This is a genomic window from Rhodococcus sp. 27YEA6 (assembly GCF_044908235.1).
Taxonomy (GTDB): Bacteria; Actinomycetota; Actinomycetes; order Mycobacteriales; family Mycobacteriaceae; genus Rhodococcus_F; species Rhodococcus_F qingshengii.
On record NZ_JBIYCY010000001.1, the window covers coordinates 800059 to 823311 of the forward strand.

Annotated in this window: 20 protein-coding genes; 14 read left to right on the plus strand and 6 right to left on the minus strand. The window is 63.2% G+C overall.

What is annotated here, in order from left to right:
* Together ABH939_RS03975 and ABH939_RS03980 are read right to left on the minus strand one after the other, a co-directional pair.
* Positions 1-417: a roadblock/LC7 domain-containing protein gene (locus ABH939_RS03975; protein WP_003940329.1), complete on the minus strand. Its 417-nt coding sequence runs from the start codon at positions 415-417 to the stop codon at positions 1-3.
* Positions 414-3260, minus strand: a complete 2847-nt coding sequence (locus tag ABH939_RS03980; protein WP_228401241.1) for an ATP-binding protein — start codon at positions 3258-3260, stop codon at positions 414-416. Before ABH939_RS03980 ends, ABH939_RS03975 begins: the two co-directional genes overlap by 4 nt.
* Before the next feature lie 378 nt (positions 3261-3638).
* Here ABH939_RS03980 and ABH939_RS03985 point away from each other — a divergent pair, with 378 nt between their 5' ends.
* Entirely contained in the window at positions 3639-4148 is a 510-nt protein-coding gene (locus tag ABH939_RS03985) for a hypothetical protein (protein WP_058037916.1), read from the plus strand.
* Between the two features lie 4 nt (positions 4149-4152).
* Here the strand turns inward: ABH939_RS03985 and ABH939_RS03990 are convergent, their stop codons facing one another.
* Both ABH939_RS03990 and ABH939_RS03995 read right to left on the minus strand, forming a co-directional pair.
* Entirely contained in the window at positions 4153-5595 is a 1443-nt protein-coding gene (locus ABH939_RS03990; RefSeq protein WP_208690346.1) for a phospholipase D-like domain-containing protein, read from the minus strand.
* Complete coding sequence (locus ABH939_RS03995; RefSeq protein ID WP_042451119.1) at positions 5592-6695, minus strand: NAD(P)-binding domain-containing protein; 1104 nt, start codon at positions 6693-6695, stop codon at positions 5592-5594. Before ABH939_RS03995 ends, ABH939_RS03990 begins: the two co-directional genes overlap by 4 nt.
* Positions 6696-6807: 112 nt before the next feature.
* On the opposite strand from ABH939_RS03995, the gene ABH939_RS04000 reads away from it, so the two are divergent.
* Both ABH939_RS04000 and ABH939_RS04005 read left to right on the plus strand, forming a co-directional pair.
* Entirely contained in the window at positions 6808-7539 is a 732-nt protein-coding gene (locus tag ABH939_RS04000; protein ID WP_003940192.1) for an enoyl-CoA hydratase, read from the plus strand.
* 62 nt (positions 7540-7601) lie between these two features.
* On the plus strand, positions 7602-8717 hold the full coding sequence (locus ABH939_RS04005; RefSeq protein WP_007727770.1) for an MBL fold metallo-hydrolase: 1116 nt from the start codon (positions 7602-7604) through the stop codon (positions 8715-8717).
* A gap of 36 nt (positions 8718-8753) precedes the next feature.
* Here the strand turns inward: ABH939_RS04005 and ABH939_RS04010 are convergent, their stop codons facing one another.
* Positions 8754-9341 (minus strand): hypothetical protein, encoded by a 588-nt coding sequence (locus ABH939_RS04010; protein ID WP_054188848.1) that lies wholly within the window; start codon positions 9339-9341, stop codon positions 8754-8756.
* Between the two features lie 137 nt (positions 9342-9478).
* Here ABH939_RS04010 and ABH939_RS04015 point away from each other — a divergent pair, with 137 nt between their 5' ends.
* Entirely contained in the window at positions 9479-11983 is a 2505-nt protein-coding gene (locus ABH939_RS04015; RefSeq protein WP_404649346.1) for an HAD-IC family P-type ATPase, read from the plus strand.
* Positions 11984-11989: 6 nt separating this feature from the next.
* Here ABH939_RS04015 and ABH939_RS04020 read toward each other — a convergent pair whose 3' ends face one another.
* On the minus strand, positions 11990-13132 hold the full coding sequence (locus ABH939_RS04020; protein ID WP_042451115.1) for a diguanylate cyclase: 1143 nt from the start codon (positions 13130-13132) through the stop codon (positions 11990-11992).
* 180 nt (positions 13133-13312) lie between these two features.
* Between ABH939_RS04020 and ABH939_RS04025 the strand changes: the two genes are divergently transcribed.
* The 10 genes from ABH939_RS04025 (at position 13313) to ABH939_RS04070 (ending at position 23242) form a co-directional block, all read left to right on the plus strand.
* The gene (locus ABH939_RS04025) at positions 13313-13504 is read left to right on the plus strand and encodes an antitoxin (RefSeq protein ID WP_003940164.1); all 192 of its coding nucleotides are present in this window, start codon (positions 13313-13315) and stop codon (positions 13502-13504) included.
* A gap of 121 nt (positions 13505-13625) precedes the next feature.
* Positions 13626-15272: a Na+/H+ antiporter gene (locus tag ABH939_RS04030; protein ID WP_042451113.1), complete on the plus strand. Its 1647-nt coding sequence runs from the start codon at positions 13626-13628 to the stop codon at positions 15270-15272.
* Positions 15273-15287: 15 nt separating this feature from the next.
* Positions 15288-16505 (plus strand): lipase family protein, encoded by a 1218-nt coding sequence (locus ABH939_RS04035; RefSeq protein ID WP_404649348.1) that lies wholly within the window; start codon positions 15288-15290, stop codon positions 16503-16505.
* 4 nt (positions 16506-16509) lie between these two features.
* The gene (locus ABH939_RS04040; RefSeq protein WP_064074074.1) at positions 16510-16896 is read left to right on the plus strand and encodes an MmcQ/YjbR family DNA-binding protein; all 387 of its coding nucleotides are present in this window, start codon (positions 16510-16512) and stop codon (positions 16894-16896) included.
* Complete coding sequence (locus tag ABH939_RS04045) at positions 16893-18110, plus strand: sensor histidine kinase (RefSeq protein ID WP_030534943.1); 1218 nt, start codon at positions 16893-16895, stop codon at positions 18108-18110. The genes ABH939_RS04040 and ABH939_RS04045 overlap by 4 nt, the downstream gene beginning before the upstream one ends.
* Positions 18111-18161: 51 nt before the next feature.
* Positions 18162-18953, plus strand: coding sequence for a LytTR family DNA-binding domain-containing protein (locus ABH939_RS04050; protein ID WP_003939723.1), 792 nt, complete (start codon positions 18162-18164; stop codon positions 18951-18953).
* Entirely contained in the window at positions 18950-19321 is a 372-nt protein-coding gene (locus tag ABH939_RS04055; protein WP_003939880.1) for a membrane protein, read from the plus strand. Before ABH939_RS04050 ends, ABH939_RS04055 begins: the two co-directional genes overlap by 4 nt.
* A gap of 10 nt (positions 19322-19331) precedes the next feature.
* A complete protein-coding gene (locus ABH939_RS04060) occupies positions 19332-21083 on the plus strand; it encodes a cation acetate symporter (protein WP_030534942.1) in 1752 nt (583 codons plus the stop codon).
* 162 nt (positions 21084-21245) lie between these two features.
* Positions 21246-21608, plus strand: coding sequence for a DUF485 domain-containing protein (locus ABH939_RS04065; RefSeq protein WP_003939976.1), 363 nt, complete (start codon positions 21246-21248; stop codon positions 21606-21608).
* Entirely contained in the window at positions 21605-23242 is a 1638-nt protein-coding gene (locus tag ABH939_RS04070; protein ID WP_007727752.1) for a cation acetate symporter, read from the plus strand. The genes ABH939_RS04065 and ABH939_RS04070 overlap by 4 nt, the downstream gene beginning before the upstream one ends.
* Positions 23243-23253 lie beyond the last annotated feature (11 nt).

The window sequence follows — 23253 nt, forward strand, 5'->3', positions numbered from 1 at the left end:
TCAAATACCCTGCGATGTTCTCGGGGCAATGTCCATGGTGGTGCCGACGCGATCGACGAGAGTCGCCATTTCGTAACCGATCTGGCCGATGTCGCATCCGGCGACAGCGAGAGCGGCAAGGTAAGCGCCACTACCGACGCCCATGAGAAGCAGGTAGCCGTTCTCCATCTCGACGACGGACTGCATGACGGCTCCACCGTCGAAGAGGCGTGACGCCCCCGCGGACAGGCTGGCGAGTCCGGAAGTGACAGCGGCTAATTGATCGGCCCGATCGAGCGGAAGATGTGTGCTCGAGGCCGTCAACAACCCGTCGGCTGAGACGATGATCGCGTGACTCACACCCGGCACGTCTCGGGCAAAAGCCGATACCAGCCAGTCGAGTGCGCGGGGAGTCTCTTGGGCTCCGACAGTGTTCACTGTTCTCCTTCATCGTTGTGCAACATCGTGGACGATTCGAAAGACTGTCCGCCATCGGGCTGATGGTCGGCGGCGCGCCGTCGCCCTCGTTGTACTCCGGATTGGTAACTGCTCCAACCACGTTGGACGTCCGCCGGATTGGATGCATGGCGCTGTGTCGTTCCACCTCTCCCGACTGCGCCGGGAACCAGGCGGGCTCCGCGGTCTCGAATGGGAAGTCCGGAATCGGCGATCTTGGTGACCGGCATCTCGAACGAGGTCCGAGCGGCCAGCCAGCCTTGATCCGCGTCGGTGGTCCACGCACTGCCGGTGGAAGCAGCTGACGTCTCCGCCGTCGGGTCCACGAGCCACTCGGACACCATCCGGGCGAAAATCGGCATCGTGGTCGGGGCAGCGAGTACGCCGTTCGAGTTGCCCTCTCCCGCGCCGTCAGCGCGCGCCGATGCGCGAGCAGAGAGCCCGTCACGGGTGCGCGAGGAGAAGAACGCCGCAGTATTTGTCGGCGTCGGGGCTGAGAGCCGGTGCCGTGGCGGCGGGGTTGTCGACGGGTGTGGACCCACCGGGATCTCGGGACCCTGTGCCGGCGAGGTGAATTCCGGCGAAGGAGTACGCACGGGAAGGGACGTCGATGCGCTTGTGCCTTCGGGATCGGGCAGAGGAGCGAAGGACGACACGGAGGTGGCGGGTGCAGCAGTGGTCGGAGTCGAGGTACTGACCGCCGGTACTCCACTTGTGCCCGGAGTGCGACGTGGCAACCCCGAAGGCGCTGTTGTCGTGGGAATGGATTGCGGTGTGATCGGGGCGAACGTCTCAGTCCGGTCGGTGCTGTTGCTGGGCGTTCGACGCGGGAGATCTGCGAAACTTCTGGTCGCAGGCTGCGGGGGTGCCAATTCGGTCGGGACGGGCTTTGACCAGGACGGTTCAGACGGTGCGGGCGGCGGAGTCCGATCGAGCGTGGGCACGGGTCCGGTTCGCGGCGTGCGGATCTCGGGTCCCCGAGAAGAATCGAGTATCGACGTCGGTAGGAGCACCGTTGCGGTGATGCCGCTGTGCGTCGACGACGTTGCCGTCGGGCGCAGGCGCACAGAGATGTTGTAGCGACGACTGATTCGGCTCACGACGAACAAACCCATGCGACGCGCTGTATCCGCGCTCATCTCGCCGCCGGCGGCGAGGCGCTCGTTGGCATCGAGGATATCGGCAGGCGACATGCCGATACCGAGATCTGCGATCTCGACGATCATGGAGCCGTCGATGGTGCGGGCAGCGTTGATGGAGACGGTGGTCTCCGGCGGGGAGTACCGCAGAGAATTGTCGAGCAGTTCAGCGATGAGGTGAACGACGTCCGGGGCAGCATGACCGGTGACGACTCCGGGCGGTATCTGCCCGAGTTCGACGCGTCGATATTCCTCGACGCCTGATACCGCCGCACGAAGGATATCGCCGAGAGCGACGGGGGCGGTTCTGGCGCGGCGTACATCGGTTCCGGCGAGAACCAACAAGTTGTCGCCGTTTCTACGCATTCTCGCGGCGATGTGGTCGAGCCGGAACAGATTCTCGAGGCGACGAGGGTCGTCTTCGTCCTGCTCCAACTGTTCGATCAAACCGAGTTGCTGGTCGACGAGGGACTTGTTACGCCTCGACAGCGTTTCGAACATGTCGTTGACCTGGCGCCGCAGGGTGGCCTGCTCGCCGGCCAGCGTGATGGCCTGACCGTGCATGTCGTCCACCGCGCGTGCAAGCTCGCCGATTTCCTCGTGGGTGCGGATCGGTACACGGGCGAAGTCGACGTCGTCGATACTGGCACCTGCGCGAATTCGTTCGATCGCGTCGGGGAGTCCGCGTCGTGCTGCTTGCAATGCGGCAAATCGCAGCCGACGGATCGGATCGATGAGCGATCGGCTGATGACGAGGGCGATGGCCAGTGCCAGCAGGACCGCGCCGAGCACGATTGCAGTGTCACGAAGTGCTGCGGTTCGTGCTGCATTGGATTCAGCGGTGACGGTATCGCCGAACTCGGTGACGGTGGTGTCGGTCAGGCTGTTGTACTGGTCGTTTCCGGATTTCAGATCGGTACCGACGCGGCTCCCCAGAGGAGAGGTCGACGGGGTTGATCCGAGTGCGTTGATCCGGTTCTGAGCGGAGTTGCTGAGGGTCCGGACGGTGTCGTTGCTCCCGTCGATGGCGAGAATGTTGTTCAGAGCGACCAGTTCGGCACCGGCGGCACTGACCATCGAGGTACGAGCCTGCTGGTCCGGATCACCTGAGCCGAAGAGGATTCGTTGTTCGGCCAGTGCTCGTCGCGCATCCCAGAGTGCTGAGAGTCGGCCACCCTCTTCGCGCAGCGCCGGACGCTGAGAATGCTCGACGACGCTGGTGAAGGTGCTCGAGAGTGCGCGAGAGACTTCGCCGACCCGCGAAACCAAGCGTGCGGGAGCCACCGCGCCGGCGGCGACCTCCTCCGTGATGGAACGGCTCTCTGCGAGCGCCGAAGTCACTTGGTCGTTGAGATCGTCGTCGGACTGGAACGCGCGCGCGGCGTCGACCAGTTGATCCATTGCGTCCGAAACCGCTTGTGTGGCGGGGCCGGTGTCAGTGCGTGCCGATGCGGCTTCGGCGAGCTCGTACAGCGCGGATTCGAGATTGATCGCGGCGGGCACAGCGAGGGCGCGCTCGGACGAGGAACTCAGCTGTGCGGCTTCTTCGAGTTCCGTCTGAACGCGAAGGGCTCCGAGGACGACGGCGACGATCATCGGCAATGCGAGAACGGCGATGACCTTCCATCCCAGGCGCCATTCGCCGATCGACCACCAAGAGGTTGTCGTGTGTGAATCGTGTTTCATGCGGAACATGGCCCCTTCACGTCAACCCCCCGTGGGTCATTGCCCGAACCCCTTCGATCCGGTTTGACCAGAAGGGGTAGTTAGCTGAACGGTAACAGACTGTTCGCTGGCTCGCTACATACCAGTTGGCTTCTTGGATCGCCGATGACTATATCCGGATTGTAAGGCCAGGTGAAAGGGTAAACGGACAAGTGCGGCGAATGGGATAGCCGGATAGTCCAATTTGGTAGCTCGGCGAGTAGTGCTGCCCGGGAATTCGTGGAACTCACGGCAAGCATCTGGCTCGTGTCCCGACATCGAGGACACGTCCGAACGAGGCGCACACGCATGTCAGAATGTGGAAACCGCACCGATGACCGAATTGAACTTGGAGCCATAGTGAGTGGAACTGCTCGCGACGCGTTGCGCGCGATCGCCGAACTGCTCGCCCCTGACAGCGCTGTTGTCATCGATCGTGTGACTCTCGCGATCGACCAACCGGAACGGTATGTCGAAGTACAGAACGAGTTGTACTCACAGACGCTCGAGAAGCCACACCCGGAAATGGCGTGGTTTGCTCTCGTCGACGCATTGCACGAACAAGAACGCCTGGTCTGGGTGGACTGGAACGAGGATGCTGCCGAGGTTCTGGGTCAGCTGCGAGTGCTCACGTCGGCGCCGGCGGGATCGTGGGAGTGGTCGGACAGTCTTGTCGTGGCCTTCGATCGAGCTGCCGGACTCGAATCGCTTCTCGCCCGTATCGGCGACAACATCACCGATACGGGCGTTTCACTTGCCTGGCTCGACAGCGACAGCGATACGTTTCTCCTCGCGCTCGTCCCGAGTGTTCACGGTGCAACGCTCGTCGAACTCGCGCTGGCAACCGGGCACTGCGTGCGCGTGTTCTAGAGTCTCAGCGTTTGCCGAGCAGGCGGCGCAATCCTTCGATTCGATCGCTCAGTCTGGGCGGCGTGCGCTCGGGATCCATCAGTGCATTTTCAGCGAGCACGTGGTCTTCGCCGTCGACTGTGTTCCGGTCGAATTCGCGCAGACTGCGAGCGTCGGAGGTCGAGAGAGCGCGAACCGTCGACAACAGTGACTGCTCGCCCAACGCGTCGTCGACTTCTTCCTCGGTGACGTCGAGGTGCTCGCTGAGTAGGTGGCGCCTCAATCCGATGATCGAGGCGCGCAACTCGACATCTGCGTCGTCGTCGGATTCGACGGCGATGTCGCACTCGGTGTCGAAGCCCATCGAACGGTTGTTGAGATTCGACGACCCGATTCGCAGGAGGCGATCGTCCATCACGAGAACCTTGGCGTGTACGTAAATAGGTGCGCCAGAAGAGGTCACGGGATAAAACGCACCGAAACGGTCGTGGATATCGGCCGACCACAGCAAATGCAGCAGGTCGTGGCGTGCCCCGTCCATCGCCTTTTGTTCGAGCCATCCATCGGCATTGCGGGGAATGACCAGAACGATTTCCGGCCCGTCGGCCTCACGTAGACGCGCGGCAATCGCCTCGGCCAGCGTGCGTGATGCGAGGTACTGGCTTTCGATGTACAGCGTGTGTTCGGCGCCGGCGATGGCCGCGAGATACAGCGCCTCGATCTCACGAACCTCCGCGCGCTCGCCGAGTTCCGGCAATGTTCTGGCGACGGCTACGTCGACCACCCGCAAGGTGGGAGCCAAATTGACGGGCCACGGAGTCGCAGTGCTCTTGACCGGTGTCAGATCCTCGCCGGTTGCGGATTTCCAGCGTGCCCGCGCCAATTCGCCGATGGCCGCAGCCGCATTGCCGTCGACCGCCGTGGTTGCGTCATGCCAAGGGCCGTAACGCCTTCCGCTCGGCGTGATTCGATAATTGTTTCGGTCGACGTGATCCGAGGTGTCCCAGCGGTCCACAGTCATGTCGATGCCGCCGCAGAACGCCAGAGCGTCGTCGATGACGATGATTTTCTGATGGTGCGCCGCACCAACCGGGTGGGCGCCGTCGATCTCGAACCGTAGGCGCTCGTCGGTCAGCCAGTTGGACACGAAGACGGGAGTCATGCCGCGGCCGATTGCGGTGAACGCGCCGATGTTCCATTTGAGTACGAGGATTTCGAGGTCGGGTTTCTCGCGGACGAGCCAGCGGAGGAACATTCCCAACCGGTTGGGGCCGTCGAGAGTCTGCTCGCCTGGTTCGAGTTTGATGCGCGTGTCGAAGTCCCAGCCGATCAACATGATTCGCTTTTCAGCTTGCAGCATTGCGGACTTCGCATGATGAAAGTAGTCAGCGGCGTCGACGATGCAGGCAAGATTGTCCGCCGGTTCGATGCGCCAGCAGGTTTCGCCCGGAACAAGGATTCTGTTCATTCGCCGATTCCCAGGTACGCGGTCAGTTCGCGCGCTGCCGCTTGGCCGGCGCGGTTGGCTCCGATCGTCGACGACGACGGTCCGTATCCCACCAGGTGCACGCGAGGGTCGGCTTCGACCTGCGTGGCGAGGCGCCCGGTCATCGGGATTCCGCCACCCGGTCCGCGCAGGTGCAACGGCGCCAGGTGATCGAGTGAGCTACGAAAACCGGTGCACCACAAGATGACATCGGCGTCGGCGACGGTACCGTCGGCCCATTTCACGCCGTTCGGAAGAATTTCGGAGAACATCGGCAGTCGATTCATCACACCACGCTCACGTGCTGCCCGGATGGCAGGCGTTACCGGGAGGCCGGTCACCGAGACAACGGATCCCGGTGGCAGGCCGCGTCGTACACGATCTTCGACCATGGCAACCGCAGCGCGGCCGATGTCCGGCGTGAACGGCTCGTCGCGGAACTCGGGTTCGCGCCGCGTCACCCAGGTAGTGGTCGTGACGCGTGAGATCTCGTCGAGCAGTTGGACAGCCGAGATCCCGCCGCCGACCACGACGACATGTTTGCCTTCGAACTCGGCAGCGGTTCGATAGTCCTTCGTGTGCAGTTGTCGGCCACGGAACGACTCGGCCCCGCGATAGTGGGGGATGAAGGGCCGCTCCCAGGTCCCCGTCGCGTTGATCAAGCCTCGCGCCGCGAATACTCCCTGGTCGGTCTCGATCCGCAGGCGCTCTTCCCTCGGACACACCACTCGCGTGTGTACCGGGCGGTGGACGGGAAGTTCGAATTGCTTTTCGTACAGTTCGAAGTAGTGGGGGACCGCCACCGATGCAGGCACCTGTTCGGCGTCTGTACCGGTGGTTTCCGCGAAGGACATTCCCGGGAGGTCATGGACGCCGTTGACGGTGCTCAGTGTCAGGCTCGGCCAACGGAACTGCCACGCCCCGCCCGGCCCCGACGCATGATCGAGCACCACGAACCCCGATTCGGGCTCGATTCCGAACTTGCGCAGGTAGTACGCGGCGGAGAGTCCGGCCTGTCCGGCGCCGATCACCACCACGTCAACCGGGTGTGGTTGCTGTGCGGCAAGGTCGTCTGTACTCATCGGTAATCTAACCTCCTGATGTACAGAACTTAGCTGCAGAGAAGTATGCGGACGGTATCGGCGCCTCGGAACATCCCTGTGTCGAGCCTTCCAGAAACGAAAGTGAGCGGACATGATCGGGTTCTCCCGTGACGGCAACGTCGTGACCATCGAGTTGCAGCGTCACGAGCGTCGTAATGCGCTCAGCGCGGAACTCTGCATCGCAATACGGGACGCGATGAACGCGGCGGTAGCCGAGCACGCGCACGTCGTCGTCATCACCGGTGAGGGATCGGCGTTCTGTGCAGGCGCGGACCTTTCCGGCGACGTCTACATGGAGGGCTTCACCGATCGTCTGTTCGAGATGCTTCGCTCTATCGACACGGCGCCCATCCCCGTCATTGCCGCTGTCAACGGTCCGGCCATCGGCGCGGGCACGCAACTGGCCATCGCGTCGGATCTTCGCGTCGTGGCGCCGAGCGCTCGCTTCGGAATCCCGGCCGCCACCCTCGGTGTCTCGGTGGACAAGTGGACGATGCGTCGGCTCGCGTCGCTGGTCGGCGGCGGTCCCGCGCGCACCATTTTGCTCGGCATCGAACAGATCGGCGCCGAAGAAGCCTTCACTCGCGGCCTCGCCAACAAAATCGGAACCCTCGACGACGCTCAGGAATGGGCACACCGCATCGCGAATCTCGCACCGCTGTCGTTGCGGCACATGAAGATGGTTCTCAACGACGACGGCACCATGGAGGAGCAGTCTCCCGAGCAGCTCGACGCGCTTCACGCCGCCTGGCTCAGCGAGGACGTCCAGGAAGCCCGCGCTGCCCGCATCGAGAACCGCCCTCCCGTATTCAAGGGTAAGTAAAGCTGGTTGCAGGGAAAACAGGCGCCGGGCACGCAGGGCAGATAGTGGCTACGCTCGTCTGAATGAAGAAGACGACGGTTCTCGGAGTTGCTGCTGTTGCCGCGGCGACGGGGTGGGTGGCGCGAGCCGCATGGGGCATCCCGACGCAGATCGGGGCCTCGCGAAACACGGTGCAACCGTATGCGGCGATGTCCCCGCGATACCGGGACCGCCAGTTCCACAACTCGGAGCCCAGCAGCACACTGGTTCCGGGCACCGATGTCGGAATGTTCAAGTCGATGGCCACGCGAGGGTCGACGGGTCGGCCGCGTCGGCCGATTCCGTTGGCCACTCCGCTGGCACCGGCGGCAGCCGGCGACGCGGCGGTGACGTGGTACGGCCATTCGAGCGTTCTCGTCGAGGTCGACGGCTACCGCGTTCTCGCCGATCCGGTGTGGAGTGAACGCGTATCACCCTCGGCCACAGTAGGTCCCGCGCGCATGCACCCCACTCCGGTGGCTTTGACCGAACTGCCTGCAGTGGATGCGATAGTCATCTCTCACGATCACTACGACCATCTCGACATGGCTACGGTCAAGACCCTGACTCGTACACAGACCGCCCCGTTCGTCGTGCCGATCGGTATCGGGGCTCACCTGCGGCACTGGAAGGTGCCCGAGAACCGGATCGTGGAATTGGACTGGGACGAGTCGACAAAAATCGACGACCTGGTCCTCACGTGCACGGAGGCTCGTCACTTCTCCGGTCGTGGCCTCGTCCGGAACACGACGCAGTGGGCGTCGTGGGTATTCGCCGGGCCGAAGCACCGGGTCTTCTTCGGTGGTGACAGCGGATACACATCGCGTTTCGAACAGCTGGGTGAAACCTATGGGCCTTTCGATCTGACGCTTCTCCCCGTCGGTGCGTACGACGTGCGCTGGCCGGACATCCACATGAATCCGGAAGAGGCAGTGCAGACGCACATCGACCTCAACAAGGGCGACGGGTCGCGCGGTGTCTTCGTCCCGATTCACTGGGCGACGTTCAACCTCGCGTTTCACTCGTGGTCGGAGCCGATCATTCGCCTCGACGAGTCGGCTGCAGATGCGGGCACAACAGTGTCGGTCCCGATGCCGGGCGGCAGGATCGACGCGTTGTCACCGACACCGCCGTCGAAGTGGTGGATACCGCTGGGCTGACTGCGGCCCGTGCTCGAAAGTCACCCGGGATCTTCCTCAATCCAGTCGGATTCCGAACCAACCCCCACGTTGGTACTGCAGTTGATGTGTCACTTGTTCACTGGTGAGGTCGGGATCGGGTTGTCGTTTCGGTTCCCATAGTTGTGTGACACTTTCGGATGCGGATGCGATGCCTTCTCCGTCGAGGGTGACAACCTTCTCGTCCATTCCCAGCTGAGGCCATGCAGTTGCGACATCGATCGGCCCGGCAGGCGGTATCGGAGCCAGCAAATACTCACCGCGCACTGAGCCCGAGCGGCTTTCAGCCGTGCGTAACTCCAGCAGCGAGCCTCGCGTTCTTTGCGCGGTTGTCACCGATGATCCGTCCGCGAAACCGAGGCCGAGGAGTAGCGGCGCGCTGAAATGTGTGAACGTGGGACGCCCGTCGTAAGTGCCGAGACTCAGCGAGAGTGCCGGATCCTCGTAGCGGGCATCAATCGCGAACATCATCCCGAACGAGTAAACCCGAATCGCCGACAACCAGACAACCACGTTGTCGGTCCGGTTGAGGTCGAGAGAAATCGGCAGGTCGACGGGCCGTTCGCACCGAAGCGCCTCGTCTAGACCGTTGTAGACGTATTTCATACCGTTCCTCGATGGCCTTCTCTGCTCGTTCCGACCAGCATCGCAGAACCGCGGCGCACGGGTGTGATCTTCGTGTAGCCGTCATTGCCACACGAGTCCGACCCTGATTAGTTGCTCCGGGTGCGTAATCTTTGACCATGGCTCACGAGCACACCAGTTCAGAAGAGACAGCAGTGGCGGTAGCGCCTGAGCGATTGCCGGACGACGTCGACGTCGCCCGCGGTCTGACCGCCGATCAGGTTGCAGCAAGGATCGCGTCGGGACAAACCAACGATGTACCGGACCGGGCGTCCCGCTCGGTCAAGGACATCATTCGCGGCAACGTCTTCACTCGCATCAACGCGATCCTGACCGTGTTGTTGGTGATCGTGCTCGCGACGGGTTCGATCATCGACGGCATGTTCGGACTGCTGATCATCGCGAACAGCGGTATCGGCATCATCCAGGAGATCCGCGCCAAGCGCACGCTCGACGCTCTGGCCATCGTGAGTCAGGCCAAGCCCATGGTCAGGCGTGACGGCGTCGCCGTGGCGATGGCGCCCAAAGATGTTGTGCTCGACGATATTATCGAACTCGGATCCGGTGACCAGATAGTCGTCGACGGTGAGGTGGTCAGTTCGGCTGCACTCGAGGTCGACGAATCGCTGCTCACCGGTGAGGCCGATCCGGTTCACAAGGCGAGTGGCCAGCAAGTGTTGTCGGGCAGTTTTGTTGCCGCGGGCAGCGGTGCATACCGCGCCACCAAGGTCGGCGGCGATGCATACGCGGCCAAGCTGGCCGAAGAGGCGAGCAAGTTCACCCTCGTGCATTCCGAACTGCGCAGCGGCATCGACAAGATCCTGAAGTTCATCACCTACCTGATGATTCCGGCGGGTGCGCTGATCATCTTCAATCAGCTCTTCACGATCGGCCTGCCGATCCGACCGGCACTCAACGGCATGGTGGCAGCTCTGGTTCCGATGGTTCCCGAAGGCCTTGTGCTCATGACGTCCATTGCATTTGCGGTCGGTGTGATCCGGTTGGGCAAGCGCCAGTGCCTCGTTCAGGAGTTGCCGGCGATCGAGGGTCTGGCTCGTGTCGACGTGGTGTGCGCGGACAAGACCGGAACGCTGACCGAGAACGGTATGCGGCTGTCCGAGGTCGACGTCGCACCGGGTGGATCGGGGGAGACTGCGGTCAAGTCCGCGTTGAGCGCGATGGCCGCGTCCGACCCTCGCCCCAACGCGAGTGTCCTGGCGATTCGCGAGTCTCTCTCCGACGACTCCGGGTGGGGCGAAGCGACAGCGGTGGCGCCGTTCTCCTCGGCGAAGAAGTGGAGCGGCCAGTCGTACGGCAGTCACGGCAACTGGGTACTCGGTGCCCCGGACGTGCTGCTCGATCCCGACTCGGAAATGGCCCGCAAGGCCGAGGAAGTGGGTTCGAGCGGACTTCGTGTCCTCATGCTCGGCAGCAGCGACCTCCCCGTCGACGACGCCGACGCCCCTGGCACCGTCACCCCCGAAGCTCTGGTCGTGCTCGAGCAGAAAGTGCGCCCGGACGCCCAGGAGACGTTGGAGTACTTCGCCAGCCAGAAGGTCGCGGTCAAGGTCATTTCCGGCGACAACGCGGTTTCCGTCGGCGCCGTTGCCGGATCCCTCGGACTCGAAGGCGGCGACCGTCCCATCGACGCGCGAGAGCTGCCGAGCGATCAGGAAAAGCTGGCGGACACTCTCGACGGAGCAACGACGTTCGGTCGAGTGCGACCGGATCAGAAGCGGGAAATGGTCGCGGCCTTGCAGTCTCGCGGACATACCGTCGCGATGACCGGTGACGGCGTCAACGACGTGCTCGCCCTCAAGGACGCCGACATCGGAGTCTCGATGGGTTCGGGCAGCCCGGCTACCCGAGCCGTGGCCCAGATCGTGCTGCTGGACAACAAGTTCGCGACGCTCCCGTACGTCGTCGCGGAAGGCCGCCGAGTGATCGGCAACATCGAGCGTGTGTCGAATCTGTTCCTGACCAAGACCGTCTACTCGGTGGTGCTTGCGTTCCTGATCGGCATCACCGGCGTCCTGTCCCAGGTCTTCGACTTCGAACCGCTGCCGTACCCGTTCCTGCCCCGCCACGTCACGATCGCAGCGTGGTTCACGATCGGTATCCCGGCCTTCATCTTGTCTCTGGCACCCAACAACGAGCGCGCGCGAACCGGTTTCGTCTCGCGCGTGATGCGTCTGGCGTTGCCGTCGGGCCTGATCATCGGCATCACCACGTTCATCTCCTACATATTGGCTTACCAAGGCCCGGACCAGACGGAAACCCAGAAGATCCAGGCCGGAACCAGTGCGCTCATCACGTTGATCATGATCGCCGTGTGGGTTCTGGCCGTCGTGGCTCGGCCGTACGTCTGGTGGAAGCTCGTTCTGATCGGCGGGTCGGTGGCCGGATACCTCATCCTGTTCGCGCTGCCGTTCACCCGCGAGTTCTTCAAACTGGATCCGAGCAACGTCGCTGCGACGACGCTCGCGATCACCCTCGGCGCGATCGGCGTTGTACTCGTGGAACTCTCGTGGTGGATCAGCGCACGCCTGCACGGGGAGAAACGAAAGATGTTCGCGACACCCGACGACCTGCCCGGCGAGCATCACCATGCCCACAGTGAGTGAGTAGTTTCAGCGCCTGAACATCTGCACCCAGGCAATGCGATCGCCGCCGCGCTTCTTGGCTCGGTACATCGCATTGTCTGCGTGCTCGATCAGTTCGTTTACAGCTCGATCCGGTAAGTCCGTCTCGGGACTCAGATAGACGCTGACGCCGGTACTGGCGGACACAGGATAGGGATCGGAGTCGGACGAGACCGCCGAATGTATCTCGGTGGCGACCCGCTCGATATCTCCTCGATCGACTCCGCGCAGGACGACGAACTCGTCTCCACCGATTCGAGCCACCACCGCATCGGGTCCGGCGGCAGCGAGGAGGCGGTCGGCGACAGCGGTCAACGCGTCGTCGCCCGCGACGTGGCCGTGTGTGTCGTTGAGGTTTTTGAACGAGTCGACGTCGATGAGTAGTGCGATCAGAGCCTGCGTTCGATCACTGCGCAGCAGATGCTGTGCCTCGTCCTGGAGTCCGCGGCGATTGAGTGTCGCGGTGAGGTAGTCCCGGTGGGCGTTGCGTGCGTCGTCGGTCAGGCGCAGCCAGACGATCTGCAGAATCCATGCGGTGGAGAAAACCACACCGGCAACCATCAGATAGAGATTCACGACCACCCAGTCGTCGTTGACCGGCTCGGACATCGCCATGGCAGCGAGCGTCGTGCAGACAGCAAGAGCCCAACCGATGTGGCTGATGGCAACGCGAGGGCTGTGAACTATCGCCGCATAGAAGCCGATCATGATGAACAAGATGCAGCCGATGGTTCCGACGAAAGCGGTGCGCACGGCGAAGAAGAGAGTGACGGCGAGCCACAGGTCGGCCCAGACGACAAAGGCCACGGATTGTCGCCAAGTTGGCCACGATTCGTTACGCGCCCAGCGGTAGCCCGCATAGGCGCCACTGATAGTTCCGAGGGCGAAGATCGACCGCGCCAGGGCGGTGTCGGAACCGAAGCGGCTCAACTGCATGGTCGCCGCGATCAGGGCGAAGAGAAAACACCACACCGCGACTAATTTGCGTCCGGGAACGGTCAGCCCGCGAGTGTCGAGGAATCGGGGGAGCCAGGTGTAATCGGTGCGATCCGACCACCACCGGGACAGCAGTTCACGCGTGGGGTAGGGGTCGCTCCCCGTCCCGCGCAGTCCTGCATTCAAACCGGGCACCTGTCGATGTCGATGGGTGGTCAATCAGCTATTGGCGGGTTAACGCTACCTCGAGTTGCGCACGGCTCGAACGCACGGACCTGCTTTCTGGCGCAGAGGCCGTCGACCTGTGAGAATCGAAGGGCGCGGAGGAACGATTCCGCCGAAGGATGTGCGTCAGCACCGGGAGAGGACACGGACATGGGTTTCTTGGACAACGTCAAGGGATTGGTCGAAAAGGGCCAGGAGCTCGCAGCGGAGAACTCCGACAAGGTTCACGACGCTATCGACAAGGTCGCCGACATCGCCGACGACAAGACCGGCAACAAGTACGGCGATCAGATCGACAAGGCAGCTGAGGCCGCCAAGAAGGCTGTTCCCGAAAAGCAGTAATACCGGATTCGGCATACCGTTTTTCGGTAGCACCGTTGCTCAGGGGCCCGTCACCGAAAAGGTTGCGGGCTTCTGTGCGTCCGCTGGGTGAACTCCCAGGGTCGGCGGGCAGAATGAACGCGTGAACTTCACCTGGATTCTGCTGGTCGTCATTGCCGCCATCGCAGTCACCGGGCTGTCCAATCGACGAAACCTGCAGGCTCCGCTGGTTTTGGTGACGGTAGGTTCGGTCGCATCCTTCATACCCGGTATGCCGCGGCCGGAACTCGATCCCCACGTCATTCTCGGTGTGGTCCTGCCGCCGCTTCTCTACTCGGCCGCTCTGAAATTCTCGGTGGCGACCTTCAAACGCAACTTGGCCCCGATCTTGCGCCTCGGCGTCGGAATGGTGTTGGTGACGGCGTTCGTGGTTGCCTTCTTCTCCGAATGGATGGTGCCCGAGTTCACGATCGGCGCCGCCCTGGTGCTCGGGGCCGTGATCGCGCCGACCGACGCCGTCAGCGCGGTGGCGGTCGGTCAGAAGCTCGGGCTCCCGAAACGGGTGATCGCCATCCTGACGGGCGAGGGGCTCGTCAACGACGCCACCGCGCTCACGCTCTTCACCGTCGCCGTCGCAGCAGTGACCGGAACGCGAATTGCCACCGATTCGCCCCTGTTGTTCTTCGCGTACGAAGTGATCGGCGGCGTTGTCGTCGGCTTGGTGCTCGCGTTTGTCGTCAAGTTCGTTCGTGCCCGCATGTACGACTCTCCACTGGAAACCGGCTTGGGGTTGGTGCTTCCGTTCGCTGCCTACCTGGCCGCCGAAGAACTACACGCGTCCGGTGTTCTGGCCGTTGTGGTCGCTGGTCTGGTGATCGGGCACTATTCGACGGACGCGTCGATCATGACGCGATTGCAGGAGCGCTCGGTGTGGTCGAGCCTGGACACTCTTCTCGAGATGTTCGTCTTCGCGTACATGGGGCTCCAGCTGAGCTTCGTGATCGACGATGTTGTCGCCGACGGACTTCCGGTGCTTCACGTGTTCGCGTACGGTCTCGCAGTCCTGGCCGTTGTCATCGTGATTCGGCCGGTGTGGCTGTTCCTGAGCTACTCGCGTGTGCGATTCGGTGTAACCCTGCGCCGTGATCGCGAGAATCAACTGACGTGGAAACAGAATCTGGTGGTCTCGTGGGCGGGAATGCGCGGCGTCGTCACTCTTGCTGCGGCCGGCGGTATCCCGTTTGCACTCTCGTCCGGCGAGCCGTTCCCCGGACGCGGCGTCATCCAGGCGATCGCGTTCATCGTCGCGGTCGGGACATTGCTCATCCAGGGATCTACCTTGCCGTTCATGATCCGTCGCCTCGACGTCGCAGATCCTTACGAGCAGTTGCGCACGCAGGAACAGATGGAGTTGGCCCGCAACATTTCTCGCAAGGCGGGAGAGAAGGCGTTGGCAGACGCGGCCGCGCACCCTCCGCCGGGGATCGACGGGAAGGAACTGCAGGCGATCGTCGAACGCGTACGACGCTCGATGCAGGCGAGGCTTCAACTCCAGGAGGTCGACGAGGACGCCGATCGCGAGGCCGCCTTGTGGAATGCGGGAGCTCTGTTCGACAAGTTCCGGCATCAGTCACTGCGCTCGCAACGAGTTGCGCTGATCGCCGCACGTGACGACGGAGATCTCGACGACGAGGTATTGCGTACCGTATTGGAAGGACTCGACATCGAAGAGGCCGCAGCAGAGGAACGTGTCAGGCGTCGCCGAGCAGGTAGCGGTGCGGGCAAATAGAGGGGAACACTGCGTATGACTGTTCGGAGTTCGAGGGTTCGCGCAGTCTGGGGAGTCGTGGTGGCGAGCGCACTTCTCGTGAGCGTCGGCTGCGGATCGGATGCCTCGCCGGATGTCTCCGTCACCGACACCTCGACCACGACAACCCCGTCGGTCGAGAGCAGTGCGCAACGTGGCGTCGTGTTCGACAGTGAACCCTTCACCAGCACAGCCGAAGTGGCGGCGTCCGGAGCAAGCGCGGTGAAAATCCTGTACGGCTCCACCTCCGGTAACGACGGCCGAGAGACTCAGGTGTCGGGAACGGTGTTCACGCCGCCTGGAACTCCGCCGGAGGGCGGTTGGCCGATCGTCTCCATCGGCCATGGCACGACGGGTATTTCGGACGACTGCGCGCCGTCGGCCTCGCCGACCCTGTTCGGCACGATCGGCCTGGTCGCGCCGTTCCTCGACTCGGGATACGTGGTCGCTGTCTCCGACTTCGAGGGCCTCGGCACTCCGGACCCGCATCCTTACCTGCAACCGGACACCGCGGCGTTCAACGTCATCGACGCGGTTCGAGCGGCGCGCAACGTCGTTCCGGACACCTCGACTCGTTGGGCAACTCTGGGGCTGTCCCAAGGCGGGCAGGCATCCTGGGCGGCAGCCGAGGAAGCCGACACCTACGGCGACGGACTCGAATTCGTCGGTGCAGCAAACCTGTCCCCGGCAGCGGACATCTCGCCGATCATCTCGAGTGATTCCGAGGTGAATCTGTCACTGCCTCAGCAACTGCTGCTGCCCTATGTACTCGAAGGGCTGTCCCTCACCCATCCGGACCTCGAACGAACCGACTACGTGCGCGGCGCATTCGAGCAGAACTACGACCTGCTCACCTCGTGCCTGACCGCTCGGGCGACGGAGAAGTTGGGTCTGGTCGGAAAGGTGACGCCCGCCGACACGCGGCCGGCCACCGCCGAGGATGCGGACCGAATTCACGCGTGGCTCAGCGATGTTGCTCTTCCCCGTCAACGCGCGAGCGGTCCGATGTACGTAGTCGTCGGTACCAACGACAACCTGATCCGTCCGGAATGGACCGAGGCGGCAGTCGAACGCGCCTGCGCCGACGGTGACGTCATCGAATTCCAGGCGCGACCGGGTGAAGGTCATGCGGACGGCGCCGCTGTGCCGGGAGCTGTCGCGTGGGTGAAGGATCGATTTGCAGGTGTTCCGGCACCGAACACCTGCGGGTCGTGAATCGATGAAGGCCTCGGCACGAATCCGCGCTCTTGCACTGGCATTGCCGGAGGCGACCGAGCGGGTCAGCCACGGTGAAGCGTCGTGGTTCGTGCGCAAGGCGCCGCAGTTCGTCACCATGGCAGATCACCACCACGACGATCGCGTCGCGATCTGGGCCGCGGCCCCACCTGGGGCGCAGGCAGATTGGGTCAGTCGTGACCCGTCGAGGTTCTTCGTCCCTCCGTACGTGGGTGGCCGGGGATGGATCGGCGTGTACCTCGACGTTCCGAGTGCCGACGAGACCGAGGACGAGAAATTCTGGAACGACGTAGCCGACGTCGTCGAAGATGCGTACCGCACGGTGGCTCCGAAAACACTGATACGGAAACTGGACGAGGACTCGCGGTGAGTCCGGCCGTGGTCGCGCTTCTCAGCGTGCTGATTCTCGCAGTGGCCGGGGCGCTGACGGCTGTGTGGATGCGCACCAGACGTGAGGTGACCACCCCCACCGAACGTGCCGTCCATGCCGCTCTCCATACGGCTTCGCTTGCCGCGCGGCCACTTCGGCGTGGACTCGACGAGAATTCGGCCGCCGAGGCGGCGCCTCACCTACGTGAGCTGACCGGCGGCTCCGGTCTGGGCCTGGCAGACGCGTCGGGAAACCTGTTGGCGTGGGACGGCCGTCACGAAGCGTTGTCCGAACAATTCCACGACGCCGCCATTCGTGCGATCGAAGGCGAACGCCGGGTACTCGTCACGCACTCGGACCTGGTGCGCGGACCGAGCGATCACCATGTGCGAGCGCTGATCGCTCAGCCCCTGCTGATCGAGGACATCGGCGTGGTCGGCGTACTGGGAATCGTCACCAGCGAGGACCCGTGGCCGGGAATGCTCGGAGCGGTCACCGAGGTGGCACGATATGCCTGCAGTCAGATCGAACTCGCCGACCTCGACGCGTCCAGAGCCCTGTTGGATCGAGCCGAAGTGCGTGCCCTGCGCGCACAGATCAGTCCTCATTTCATCTACAACGCGCTCAACACGGTCGCATCGTTTGTTCGAACCGATCCGGCGCGGGCCAGAGAACTGATCCTCGAGTTCGCGGACTTCACGCGGTACTCGTTCCGATCTGCGGGTGAGTTCACCCTGCTTGCCGACGAGCTGCGCAACATCGATCGTTACCTGACCCTCGAACGCGCGCGATTCGGGGAGGCTCTGAACGTCCGCCTTCAGATAGCACCCGAAGTCCTCAACGTGGTTCTTCCTTTCCTTGCCCTCCAGCCGCTGGTCGAGAACGCGGTTCGTCACGGCATTTCGAGTAAGCCGGAGGGCGGGACCGTGAGCATCGTGGCTGCGGACGAGGGACCGGACTGCATCATCAGCGTCGAGGACGACGGTGTGGGGATGGACCCCGAACTACTGCGCTCCGGTTCGCTCGACGCCATCGAGTCGGGATCGGGGCGACCCAGCGCACGAGAAGCTGCTCACGTCGGTTTGGCCAACGTCGACGACAGACTTCGTGCCGCGTTCGGCAACGACTACGGACTCGTGGTGGAGACAGCGCCGGGTGCCGGTACGAAGGTCAGCATGCGTGTTCCCAAGTTCAAGCAGGGTATTCACGTCTGATTCTCGCCTTCGATGATCAGGCTGAAACCGTCGTGGGAACATGGACCTGTTGTGAACGAGACTGACACTGATGCCCAGCTGACCGTCCTTGCCGTCGACGACGAGAAACCAGCCCTCGACGAGCTGGCCTTCTTGCTGCGCGCCGAGGACTCGGTGGCGCACGTTCACACGGCATCGGATGCGACGACAGCGTTGCGGATACTGCGCGGTGGAAGCATCGACGCGGTGTTTCTCGACATCAACATGCCCGGACTCGACGGTCTCGAACTGGCCGGCATCCTCTCCAATTTCGCGACGCCACCGCCCGTGGTGTTCGTGACAGCGCACGACGATCGAGCGGTTGACGCATTCGATCTCGGCGCCGTCGACTACCTACTCAAACCGCTCCGGGAGGAGCGTCTCGCTCAGGCCGTTCAGCGGATCGTGGGGCTGGCCGGGCGCACCAAGAGTGAGAGCAAACCCGAAGCTGCGCCCACGGACGAGGTGATCCCGGTGGAACTGGGCGGTGTCACGACGCTCGTTCAGCGTTCCTCGGTGGAGTGGGTGGAAGCCGACGGGGACTACGCGCGTTTGCACACCGCTGGAAAGTCGCACCTGGTGCGCATCCCGATCTCGACGCTCGAATCACGCTGGGCCGACGCGGGCTTCTTGCGTGTGCACCGCTCCTACCTGGTATCTCTGGCGCTGGTCACCGGCATCCGAACAGTAGGCAGTGGATTGGTGGTCTGTCTGCGCCCGCACGGCGACAAGCCTCCCGTCGAGCTTCCGGTCAGTCGCAGACACACCCGTGAACTCAAGGATCGACTGGTTCGTGCGCCCAAGCAGAGTTGGTTGTCGCGGTGACGTCGCAGTCCGATCCTCCGCAGCGTGAGCGCGTTGTGTTGGCGCAACGTAGTGGCGCACGGATCGTGCGAACACGGGTGGAGGTGCAGGAACAGACCGAAGTCGGTGACGCCATGATCCGCGGTCTCGTTCGCGCGCAGTTGGGACTGGCGATTCGCCTTGCCGTCGTCGCAGCCGGGCTCCTGTGTGCGGTGCCGCTGCTGACGCATCTCTTCCCGACGCTGTCGGAGGTCGCGGTCCTTGGCATCCGGTTGCCGTGGCTCGTGATGGGCGGCGCCGTGTATCCCTTGCTGTTGACGACCGGTTGGGTGTTCGTGCGTCGTGCGGAGCGAAACGAGCAGGACTTCAACGACATCGTGGACGACTGAGCGCGGCACTGTGGGAGGACAACCTATCCCGGTGTTGACGGTGCTCGGCATCGTGGCAGCAGCTGTCGCGACGGTGGCTATCGGAATCTACGGCGTTCGGCTCGCTCGTACCACCTCGGACTTTCTCGTCGCGTCCAGAACCGTCAGTGCGCGGTGGAATGCGACGGCCATCTCCGGCGAGTACCTCTCTGCTGCTTCGTTTCTCGGTGTTGCGGGGCTGGTCGCCAAGTACGGCGCCGACGCACTCTGGTATCCCATCGGCTTCACCGCCGGATACCTCGCCCTGCTGCTGTTCGTCGCAGCGCCGCTTCGGCGTTCCGGTGCGTATACCGTCCCCGATTTCGCCGAGTTCCGTCTCGGCTCACCGCGATTGCGCAAGCTCGCGATGCTCGTGGTCGCGATGGTGTGCATCCTGTATTTGATTCCACAGTTCCAAGGCGCGGGACTGACGCTCAATATCTTGCTCGGGGTTCCCAGTTGGATCGGCGGCGTAGCGGTCGGGGTCATCGTCATCGCCAACGTCGTCGGCGGCGGGATGCGCTCGATCACCTTCGTTCAGGCCTTCCAGTACTGGCTGAAACTGACTGCCGTCGCGATTCCCGCTGTGGCACTGACCTTCTACTTCTTCGGCGATCACCACGACGTCGGCGCGTCGATGCCGCCGACGGTCACCACTGCGACGACCGTCGACATCACCACCGACGTCGTCGTCCAGGTGTCCGAGCCGGTGACGGTCAGCGGCGGCACAGTCGACGGGCGAGCGGTCGAAGGCACGATGACCCTGGGGCCGGGGGAGCACACTCTCGGTGAAGGCATGTCCATGGTCCTCGACGCGGGAGCCGCTGTCCCTGTCGTCGCCGGAGCGCCCGCGCAGAACTCCGACTGGATCACCCCGGGTTGGGGTTTCGGTGGGCCGCACCCGATGTACCAGGTGTACTCGCTGATGCTCGCGACCTTCCTCGGAACGCTCGGCCTTCCTCATGTTCTCGTCCGGTTCTACACCAACCCCGACGGCCGGGCAGCCCGTCTGACGTCGCTCGCCGTTGTCGGTCTGGTCAGCGTGTTCTACCTGTTTCCGACACTCCTCGGCGTCTTCGCTCGTCTGTACGTCCCGCAACTTCTGATCACCGGCACCTCTGACGCGGCGGTGCTGCTGTTGCCGGGCTCGGTGTTCTCGGGGTGGGGCGGACAACTGCTGGCAGCCCTCGTGGCGTCCGGTGCCATCGCCGCTTTCCTGTCGACGTCGTCCGGATTGCTCGTCAGCATCGCCGGCGTCGTCAGTACCGATGTTCTCCGTGGTCGAGTTCGAGACTTCCGTATTGCAGCGCTACTGGCCGGGGTCGTTCCTCTCGTGCTGTCGCTGGCGGTGGTGTCGGTCGACCTCTCGAGAACCGTCGGTTTGGTGTTCGCAGTCGCTGCGTCGACGCTCTGCCCACTGCTCGTATTGGGTATCTGGTGGCGCGGTCTGACTGCCGTCGGCGCGGGGGCGGGGATGGTTGTCGGTGGATGTGTTGCGGGCACTGCCGCTACTGTCGCCGTCCTGGGTGGTTTGTCGGAGGACGTCCTCGGTGGCTGGCCGGCAGCCATTTTCGCGTTCCCGGCCGCGGTGAGCGTGCCGCTGGCGTTCCTCACGATGATCGTCGTGAGCAAGGTGTCGTCGAAGCAGATACCGGCAGATATTGCGCGAATCTTCACGCGGATGCACGCCCCGGAACGTCTCGGAATGGGCTCCGATCGCGAAGACGATCTCCGCCAACCCTGACTTTCACCGCCCGAACCCTCTGCCGTTGGTCGCGCCTGCCTGACCGTTCGGCGCAGCGCGCGACTGCTCACCGTGTGACTGGCGCCACAGCGTCTTCATGTGACTCCGATCTCACTAACGTCTGTGCGTAGTTCACTTCACACGCGAGGCGAGGAGCCGGCAGTGTCCACAGCAGAAATCAGTGAGGGGTCGCCGCAAGAGCGACGCACCCCGGATGCCCAGGCATTCATAGACATGCAAGCGAGTCCCGAATTCCAAGAACTCCGAACGCGTCTGCGCAAGTTCGTTTTCCCCATCACTGCATTCTTCCTGCTCTGGTATGCGGTGTACGTCGTCCTGGCTACCTATGCCCACGACTTCATGGCCACCAAGGTCCTCGGCAACATCAATCTCGGCATCATCCTCGGCCTCGGGCAATTCGTCACGACCTTCGCCATCACCGCGTGGTACGTGAAGTTCGCCGGTCGTGAGCTCGATCCCCGCTCCGCCGCCATCCGTGAAGAACTGGAAGGTCCCGCACAGTGATCACCACACTCGCCGCGTCCGGAACGGACGTAGGAAACCCAGCCTTCAACATCGCGATCTTCCTCGCTTTCGTCGTCGTGACCATGACGCTGGTGATCCGCGCCAGCCGGACCACCAAGAAGGCGTCCGACTTCTACACCGGCGGTGGGCAGTTCACCGGCCCGCAGAACGGGTTCGCCATCGCCGGTGACTACCTCTCGGCGGCATCGTTCCTCGGTATCGCAGGTGCGATCGCCGTGTACGGCTACGACGGCTTCCTGTACTCCATCGGCTTCCTTGTCGCCTGGTTGGTTGCACTGCTCCTGGTCGCCGAATTACTCAGGAACACGGGCAGATTCACGATGGCCGACGTCCTGAGCTTCAGGCTCAAGCAGCGTCCGGTGCGCATGGCGGCAGCCCTGTCCACTCTGGCCGTTTCCCTCTTCTATCTTCTTGCCCAGATGGCCGGCGCCGGTGGACTTGTCGCGCTGCTGCTCAATATCGACGGCAAGGTGGGACAGTCGATCGTCGTCGCGATCGTGGGTGTGCTGATGATCGTGTACGTCTTGGTCGGCGGCATGAAGGGCACCACCTACGTACAGATGGTCAAGGCAGTTCTGCTCGTTGCCGGAGCCGGAATCATGTTCGTACTCGTTCTGTGGGCAGTGCGCGGCAACTTCTCTCAGTTGCTCGCCAATGCGCAGGACATGGTCAACAGTTCCACCACCAAGGGTGTGCAGGGACGCGACATCCTCGGCCCCGGTGCCAAGTACGGTCTTTCCGGAATGACGAAGCTCGACTTCATCTCTCTCGGAATCGCTTTGGTGCTCGGCACCGCGGGCCTGCCGCACGTGCTGATGCGTTTCTACACGGTGCCCACTGCCAAGGAAGCTCGCCGCTCGGTGACCTGGGCGATCGCGCTCATCGGTGCCTTCTACCTGTTCACACTGGTTCTCGGCTACGGCGCGGCAAGCATGGTCGGACCGGACAAGATCTTGGCAGCGCCTGGTAAGGAGAACGCGGCCGCTCCGCTACTCGCCTTCGAGCTCGGTGGCACCATCTTCCTCGGCATCATCTCCGCGGTGGCTTTCGCGACCATCCTCGCCGTCGTTGCCGGTCTCGCGATCACTGCTTCGGCGTCGTTCGCTCACGACATCTACGCCAGTGTGATCAAGCGCGGCAACGCAACCGAGGAGCAGCAGGTTCGAGTTTCTCGAATCACCGTCGTGGTCATCGGACTCGTCTCCATCGTTCTCGGCATCATGGCGATGGGGCAGAACATCGCCTTCCTGGTGGCTCTCGCCTTCGCAGTGGCGGCCTCGGCGAACCTGCCCACCCTGCTCTACTCGTTGTTCTGGAAGAAGTTCAACACCACCGGTGCGCTCTTCAGCATCTACGGCGGTTTGATCAGCTGCTTGACGCTGATCGTGTTCTCCCCGGCGGTGTCGGGTAAGCCGTCGTCGATGTTCCCGAACTCCGACTTCGCCTGGTTCCCGCTCTCGAACCCCGGCATCGTCTCGATTCCGCTGGCATTCGTCCTCGGCATCGTCGGTACGTACATCGGACGTAACAAGATCGAAGATCCGGCAAAGCAGGCGGAGATGGAAGTTCGCTCCCTCACCGGCGTCGGCGTCGAAAAGGCTGTCAGCCACTAAGAGGGGCAAAG

Coding starts and splice junctions, on each gene's coding strand:
- ABH939_RS04010 (WP_054188848.1), bottom strand. CDS start 9,341: ATGAAATACGTCTACAACGGTCTAGACGAGGCGCTTCGGTGCGAACGG.
- ABH939_RS04005 (WP_007727770.1), top strand. CDS start 7,602: ATGAAGAAGACGACGGTTCTCGGAGTTGCTGCTGTTGCCGCGGCGACG.
- ABH939_RS04000 (WP_003940192.1), top strand. CDS start 6,808: ATGATCGGGTTCTCCCGTGACGGCAACGTCGTGACCATCGAGTTGCAG.
- ABH939_RS03980 (WP_228401241.1), bottom strand. CDS start 3,260: ATGAAACACGATTCACACACGACAACCTCTTGGTGGTCGATCGGCGAA.
- ABH939_RS03990 (WP_208690346.1), bottom strand. CDS start 5,595: ATGAACAGAATCCTTGTTCCGGGCGAAACCTGCTGGCGCATCGAACCG.
- ABH939_RS03995 (WP_042451119.1), bottom strand. CDS start 6,695: ATGAGTACAGACGACCTTGCCGCACAGCAACCACACCCGGTTGACGTG.
- ABH939_RS04035 (WP_404649348.1), top strand. CDS start 15,288: ATGACTGTTCGGAGTTCGAGGGTTCGCGCAGTCTGGGGAGTCGTGGTG.
- ABH939_RS04040 (WP_064074074.1), top strand. CDS start 16,510: ATGAAGGCCTCGGCACGAATCCGCGCTCTTGCACTGGCATTGCCGGAG.
- ABH939_RS04025 (WP_003940164.1), top strand. CDS start 13,313: ATGGGTTTCTTGGACAACGTCAAGGGATTGGTCGAAAAGGGCCAGGAG.
- ABH939_RS04015 (WP_404649346.1), top strand. CDS start 9,479: ATGGCTCACGAGCACACCAGTTCAGAAGAGACAGCAGTGGCGGTAGCG.